Below are 6660 nucleotides of genomic sequence, written 5' to 3'. Positions count from 1 at the left end.
GCCTCGGCACCATGGGCATGACCGCGATGTACGGAACCCCTGACGACGCGGAGTCCGTCGCGACCGTGCACCGCGCCGTCGACCTGGGTGTCACGATGTTCGACACCGCCGACATGTACGGCCCGTTCAGCGGCGAGGAACTCCTCGGGCGCGCCCTCGCGGGCCGCCGCGACCAGGTCGTCGTCGCCACCAAGTTCGGCGGGCTGACGCTCGACGACTCCGGGCGGATCGTCGGCGGCCCCAACGGGAGGCCGGAGTACCTGCGCAATGCGGTCGACGGGTCGTTGCGCCGCCTGGGCACCGACCACATCGACCTCTACTACCAGCACCGGGTCGACCCGGACGTGCCCGTCGAGGAGACGTTCGGAGCGCTCGGCGAGCTCGTCGCCGCGGGCAAGGTGCGGTACCTGGGCATCTGCGAGGCGCTGCCGGAATCGATCCGCGCCGCGCACGCCACCGCGCCCCTCTCGGCGGTGCAGACCGAGTACTCGCTGTTCACCCGCACCGTCGAGACCAACGGCGTGCTGGACACCGTCCGGGAACTGGGCATCGGCTTCATCGCCTACTCGCCGCTCGGCCGCGGCTTGCTCACCGGCGGGCTGCGCGGAGTCGAGGACCTGCCGGAGAACGACTTCCGCCGCACCGCGCCGCGGTTCGCGGGCGAGAACCTCCAGCACAACCTCCAGCTGGTGGACCGCGTGCGGGCCATCGCGGACGAACTGGGCGTCACGGCGGGTCAGCTGGCGCTGGCGTGGGTTTTGGCCCAAGGTGACCACGTGACCGCGATCCCCGGTACCAAGCGCCGGACGTACCTCGAGCAGAACGTCGCGGCGGCGGGCGTCGTCCTCGATCAGGCCACCCTGAAGGAGATCGACGAGACCGTGCCCGCCGACGCCGTCGTCGGCCAGCGCTACGCACCCCCGGCGATGGCGTCGATCCAGGAGTGATCCCAGTCGGAAGGCAGCTCATGGCGGACAACGACCTCGGTGGCTTCCTGCGCGCCCGGCGGGAGGCGTTGCGCCCGGAGGACGTCGGCCTCGTCCCCGGCGGCCGCAGGCGCACACCGGGTCTGCGGCGGGAGGAGGTGGCGATGCTGGCGAACCTCTCCGTGGACTACTACGAGCGCCTGGAGCGGTCCAAAGGCTCGCACCCCTCGGAGGCGCTGCTGGCCAACCTGGCCCGCGCCCTGCGGTTGACGGTCGATGAACGCGACTACCTCTACCGGCTGGCGGGCTACCCGCCGCCCGCGCGCCCCGCGCACGGCGGTTACGTCGACCCCTCGATGATGTTCCTCCTGGACGCGCTTACCACCGTGCCCGCCCACGTCATCGACGACCTCACCAATGTGCAGGCGCAGAACCCGTTGAGCCGCGCGCTCATCGGGTCCTGGGCCGAGCTGGAGGGCCGGGACGCCAACGTCACGTGGCGCTGGTTCACGGAACCGGGGTCGCGTGCGTTGAACACGCCCGAGGAGCACGAGGAGATCGGTCGCGGGTACGCGGCCGATCTCCGCGCCGCCACCGCGCGGCTCGGCTCCGACCGCACCGCGCAGCGGCTGGTCGACGACCTCCTCGACGCCAGCGCCGAGTTCGCCCAGTACTGGCAGGACATGCGCGTCCAGCCGCTGCGATCCACCCCCAAGGTCCTCCTGCACCCGAGGGCGGGCCGACTGGAGGTGCAGTGCGATGTCGTGCTCAGCACCACGACCGGACATCGATTGGTGATCTTCCGGCCGCAGCCGGGCTCCAGCACGGCGGAGAGCTTCGACTTCCTCCGCGTCCTCGGTCAGCAGGCGTTCAACGACTGACGACTGCCGCCACCGAACGGTGAACCCCGGCGCGGCGGGTGTTCGCCGATGCCGGGTCGCGCCGCTCGCGGCTCCTGCGGCTGATCCTCCCATCGACGTCGCCGAGCACCCGCGCACCGCGCTGGAACCCCGCGACCTCCCGCCTCGCGGCGGCATCCGGGTGCGCCTGGACGTTCCCCGGTGCCCGGCGGACCGGGGCTGTCCCGGTCCGCCGCTAGCGGAGTCCGACGAGGATGCGTTCCTGGAGGTCCTGCCAGACCACGCCCGCCTCGGTGAACCCGGCGTCGAGGAGGGCGGCCTCGTGGAACCGGTGCGAGGCCCCCGTCCAGTCCCGCGCGCCTTCCGGCCACAGCGTCGCGCGCCGCGCGCAGCCTGCTGCCGGGAGGGTGCGGCAGGTAGTCGGCGTTGAGCAGGACCCCCTCGGGGCGCAGCAGTCGGAACGCGCGCCGGTAGGTCGAGACCAGGACCGCCGGGTCCAGCCAGTGCAGCGCCGTGCTGGACAGCACCGCGTCGAAGGTGCCGTCCGCGCCGTCGGCACCGAGGGCGGCGACCCAGTCCGGGTCGCGCAGGTCGGCCCGGACCCACCGCAGCCTGCCGTCCACGTCGCGACAGCGCTCTCCCCGATCGACAGCAGCACCGGGTCGACGTCGACGGTCACCGACCGGGCCTTGGGCAGCCGGGCGAGCAGCCGGCTGCTGATCGCGCCCGGACCGCAGGCCAAATCGAGCACCACGAGGTCCTCGGCAGGCTGCAGGTGGGTCAGCACCTCGAACATCACCTCGTACACGCGGTCGCGGTCGGCGATGTAGGCGCTCTGCTGGACGTCCCACCTGGTGAGCAGGTCGAGCCACGGGTCGGTTCGGTCGGTCGCGGTCACGGGTTCTCCTCTCCGGGGCCTCGCGATGTCGGCCTGCGCGGCACGGCGGGCTGCCGCCTCATCCCCGCTCCTGCCCCGGTCCCGCCGCGCTCGCGACGGCGTCGTCGTTCGTGGTCGTCTCGGCCAGGCGGGAGAAGCCCAGGTGCACCTGCCCGGTGTCGGGGTCGACCCACCGGTGCGACCGGACCCCGAAGACCTCGGCGACCAGCTCGGGGGTGAGCACCGCGGCCGGTGGCCGACATCCCGGTCATTCCGGCGGAATCCACCGTCCCGACCATCGTTCCGAGGGCGCGGGGACAGCTCGCCGCGGCCATGGCGCTCACCCGGTCGATCCGGCCGTGGCCCGGCGCCGTGCCGCCCGGCCACGGCGCGGCTCTCGTCAGCCCGCTCGGGCGGCGGCGAGGAAGAGGTCGATCTGACGGCCCGCCACGGCGGGCCAGTCGTCCACTCCGGGGAGGGGCACGGCGATCAGCGAGCCGAAGATGATGACGTCGTGCGCGGTCAAATCCGCGCGCAGCGTTCCATCCGCGATGCCGTGCACGACGAACTCGTGCACGCCGTCCCACACCCCCTTCTCCAGGCGCAGGTACTCCGGATCGCTCGTCTTCGGCGCACCGTGGTAGGACAGGAAGAGGTCGGGGCCGTGCCGCACCGTGCGGACGAGGAACTCGTGCACCGCGTCGATCCCCGACAGGTCCCGCGAGAGGATTTCCTCCACCAGCGCCAGAACCATGCTGATGGACCGCACCTGCAAGGCGGCCAGCAAGTCGTTGCGATCGCGGAAGTGCCGGTACAGCGTCCCGGCACCCACCCCGGCTTCCTGCGCGACAACCGCCATCGGCGCGGTCACGTCGCGCTGCAACGTGCGCAAGGCCGCCACGAGGATCTTTTCCCGATTCGCTATGCCGTCCTTGCGCGGAGCGCGGCTCACCGCTCACCCCGGCGGGACGACGCGTTCATGACCGGCATTGTATGCGTTCGCCCCGCGAAGGAACGCGAGGAGGCGCTCGACCACTTCGGACGGTCGTTCCTCCGCCAGGAAGTGACCGCTGCCCGCGATGACCGCGCTCTGCACGTGCGGCGCCGCGGAGCGCAGGCTCGTGGCGAGCCGGTCGCCTGCCGCGAGCTCCCCGCCCGCGGCCAGCACCGGCATCGTGAGCTGGTTGCCCGCCGCGGCCCAGGCCGCGTTCACCTCGGCGTCGTCGAGCAGGGTGCGGTAGTGGCCGAAGCTCGACCGCAGGCGCTCCACGCTGCGGTAGGCCTCGGCGTAGCGGCTGACCTCCTGTGGTGACAACGGGTTGGCGTCCCCGGCCAGCTGTGCGTACCAGAGCGCGAAGAACTCGTCCTCGTGGCCGTCGATCAGCAGTTCGGCCACCCGCGGCGCCATGAAGAAGCCGAAGTGCCATCGACCGCCGCGGGCGACGTCCATCGCCCGTTCGAGGCCGAGGCCGGGTACGGCCAGGTCCAGCAGAGCCAGACCGCGCACCTCGCCGGGGTGCAGCCGTGCCCAGGAGAAGGCGACCATGCCGCCGATGTCGTGTCCGACCACGTGCGCGGCAGGTCCCAAGCCGAGCGCGCGGAGCACGCCGCGGAGGTCCTCGACCTGGTTGTCCTTCTCGAACCCGCGGTCGCTCAAGGCGGAGCGACCGATGCCGCGCAGGTCGGGCACGACGATGGTGTGACCGCTCTCGGCCAGCGCGGGCAGGACCGGGAGCCAGCAGTCGCCGGTCTGCGGCCAGCCGTGCAAGAGCACCAAGGGCTCGCCGCGGCCCCCGTGCAGGACGCTGAGCTCTGTTCCGTTGGTGGCGATCGCGGAGCGCGTGAAGCCGGGCACGGTCGTCATGGCGCGGGTCAGCTCCCCTGCGGGATCAGGCTGCCGACGATGGGGATCAGGCTCTGCCCGGCCGGTGAGCTCCAGTCGCGGGCCAGTTCGGTGAGCACCATGTTGGTGGAGGCGATGCCTGCCCCCGCGAGGCGCATGCGTTCGACGGCGATGTCGTCGGCCACCGCGCTCATGGACCCGCCCGCGTCCGCGACCACCTGCACGCGGTAGCCCTCGCGCAGCGCGCTCAGCGTGGGGTAGACGGTGCAGACGTCGTTGGTGACCCCGGCGATGACGAGGTTCGACCGCCCGGTGGCCGTCACCGCGGCGGCGAAGTCCGGGTCCTCCATCGCGTTGACCATCCCGGACCGCCGGACGCGCGACTCGTACTCGCGCGGTGCGACGTCGCGCAGTTCGGCGATCAGCGGCCCCTGCCGCTGCTCCTCCAGCGACGAGGTCAGCACCAGCGGCATGCCGAGCGCGGTGGCGGCCGCGGCCAGCGCCACGGCGTTCGCCTTCACGTGTTCGACGGGGGCCGAGCGGATCCAGCTCATCGTGCCGACCTGGTGGTCGATCAGCAGTACCGCGGTGTCCTCGGGGGTGAACAGGTCGAGCGCCATCACGACTCCTTCCCATCGGGGGCTACCATACCGGAGAATATCGTCCGTTTAAGCGCGCCGCTGTTCGGCAACGCAAGAGGTGTCCACGACAGCCCGTCCCAGGGAGGTGCGATGAGCGGTTACTCGGGCAAGGTCCTCGCGGTGGGAGCCGCCGGGGAGTTCGCAGGCCTGGTCGTGCCCGCCCTGGCGAAGCGCGGCGTCCGCGTTCGCGGGCTGGTCCGCCGGGAGGAGCAGGCCGCAGGCGTGCTGAGCAGGGGCGCCGAGGAGGTCGCCGTGGCCGACCTGACCGACCGCGACAGCGTGCGGAAGGCGTTGGCGGGCGTCGACCGCGCCTTCTACATCGCACCGGCCTTCGCCCGGCACGAGGCGGACATCGGCCGCGCGTTCGTGGCGGACGCGGTGGCGGCGGGCGTCACCAGGATCGTCTTCTCCTCCGTGGTGCACCCGGTGCTGTCGGCGTTGATCAACCACGCCGCGAAGGCGCCGGTGGAGGAAGCGGTCCTCGACGCCGGCCTGGAGTTCACCTTCCTGCACCCCGTGCTGTACTTCCAGATGTTGCGGCGCGGCTGGCGGTCCGCTGTGGACACCGGCGTGCTGGCCGAACCGTGGTCCGCGGACACGCGGTTCTCCCGCGTCGACTACCGCGACGTGGCCGAGGTCGCCGCCCGCGCGCTCAGCGGCGACGACCTGCTGTCGGGAACCTTCGACCTGGCCGCGCCGGGCGAGCTGTCCCGCCACGACGTCGCCGCCCTGATCACCGAGGTGGCCGGCAGGCCGGTCCGGGCGGAGCGCGCCGAGCCCGGCCCCGGCACCCCACCGCCGATGCGGGCGATGTTCGAGCACTACGACCGCATCGGACTGACCGCCAACCCCCTGCCCCTGCGCGCCGCTCTCGGGCGCGAACCCCGTTCGCTGCGCGCCTACTTCGAAGAACTCGCCCAGGAGGAGAGCCAGGCATGACCACCGACGACCACACCGGACCCGCCATCCCGGACGACGACCTCACCCGGTCGTTGACGGTGGCCCACCCCGACGCCCCCGGTGCCACTCACCTCTCCATCGCAGGCAACACCTACACCGTGCTCATCACCGGTGAGCAGACCAACGGGCAGTACTGCCTGATCGACATGCGCGTGCCCGACGGCGGCGGCCCGCCCCCGCACCGGCACGACTTCGAGGAGATGTTCACCGTCCTCGAAGGCGAGATCGAGTTCACCTTCCGCGGCGAGAAGCGCGTCGTGAAGGCCGGGTCCGCGGTGAACGTCCCGGCCAACGCCCCGCACAACTTCCGCAACGTCTCCGGCGCACCCGCCCGCATGCTCTGCGTGTGCGCCCCCGCAGGCCAGGACGAGTTCTTCCGGCGCGTCGGTGACGAAGTCGCGAGCAAGGACGCACCCCCGCCGCAGCTCACCGACGACGAGCTGGCCGAGCGCGGGCAGCGGGCGATCGCACTGGCCCCGGAGTACCGCACCGAGATGCTGTGACGGCCACCGGCGGAGCCCGTTCCGGGCAGCAGCGACCGAAGTCGCAGCCG

At 72.1% G+C, this 6660-nt stretch carries 9 protein-coding genes; 4 read left to right on the top strand and 5 right to left on the bottom strand.

Going from position 1 to position 6660, the window contains the following annotated elements; genetic code table 11:
* Both IEZ00_RS26925 and IEZ00_RS26920 read left to right on the top strand, forming a co-directional pair.
* On the top strand, positions 1-947 hold a 947-nt coding region (locus IEZ00_RS26925), incomplete at its 5' end, for an aldo/keto reductase (RefSeq protein WP_229796127.1).
* Between the two features lie 20 nt (positions 948-967).
* Positions 968-1807, top strand: a complete 840-nt coding sequence (locus IEZ00_RS26920; RefSeq protein WP_189226138.1) for a helix-turn-helix transcriptional regulator — start codon at positions 968-970, stop codon at positions 1805-1807.
* Here the strand turns inward: IEZ00_RS26920 and IEZ00_RS38180 are convergent.
* From IEZ00_RS38180 to IEZ00_RS26895, 5 genes are all read right to left on the bottom strand, one after another.
* Positions 1786-2313, bottom strand: coding sequence for a class I SAM-dependent methyltransferase (locus IEZ00_RS38180; RefSeq protein WP_373293209.1), 528 nt, complete (start codon positions 2311-2313; stop codon positions 1786-1788). The two genes, IEZ00_RS26920 and IEZ00_RS38180, sit on opposite strands and share 22 nt — an antisense overlap.
* A 429-nt stretch (positions 2314-2742) precedes the next feature.
* Positions 2743-2907 (bottom strand): hypothetical protein, encoded by a 165-nt coding sequence (locus tag IEZ00_RS26910; protein WP_189226136.1) that lies wholly within the window; start codon positions 2905-2907, stop codon positions 2743-2745.
* Between the two features lie 156 nt (positions 2908-3063).
* Positions 3064-3615, bottom strand: a complete 552-nt coding sequence (locus IEZ00_RS26905) for a TetR/AcrR family transcriptional regulator (RefSeq protein ID WP_189226135.1) — start codon at positions 3613-3615, stop codon at positions 3064-3066.
* A 3-nt stretch (positions 3616-3618) separates the two neighbouring features.
* A complete protein-coding gene (locus IEZ00_RS26900) occupies positions 3619-4527 on the bottom strand; it encodes an alpha/beta fold hydrolase (RefSeq protein ID WP_189226134.1) in 909 nt (302 codons plus the stop codon).
* Positions 4528-4535: 8 nt separating this feature from the next.
* On the bottom strand, positions 4536-5126 hold the full coding sequence (locus tag IEZ00_RS26895; RefSeq protein ID WP_189226133.1) for an isochorismatase family protein: 591 nt from the start codon (positions 5124-5126) through the stop codon (positions 4536-4538).
* A 111-nt stretch (positions 5127-5237) separates the two neighbouring features.
* Here IEZ00_RS26895 and IEZ00_RS26890 point away from each other — a divergent pair, with 111 nt between their 5' ends.
* Both IEZ00_RS26890 and IEZ00_RS26885 read left to right on the top strand, forming a co-directional pair.
* Positions 5238-6086 carry an SDR family oxidoreductase gene (locus tag IEZ00_RS26890; RefSeq protein WP_189226132.1) on the top strand — a complete coding sequence of 283 codons (849 nt, stop codon included), beginning with the start codon at positions 5238-5240 and terminating at the stop codon, positions 6084-6086.
* On the top strand, positions 6083-6610 hold the full coding sequence (locus IEZ00_RS26885; protein WP_189226131.1) for a cupin domain-containing protein: 528 nt from the start codon (positions 6083-6085) through the stop codon (positions 6608-6610). Before IEZ00_RS26890 ends, IEZ00_RS26885 begins: the two co-directional genes overlap by 4 nt.
* Positions 6611-6660 lie beyond the last annotated feature (50 nt).

The sequence above is a fragment of the Saccharothrix coeruleofusca genome, from assembly GCF_014648515.1.
GTDB classification, from domain to species: Bacteria; Actinomycetota; Actinomycetes; order Mycobacteriales; family Pseudonocardiaceae; genus Actinosynnema; species Actinosynnema coeruleofuscum.
Note: the sequence above shows the minus strand (reverse complement) of the source record. Positions and strands in the feature narration are given on the sequence as shown.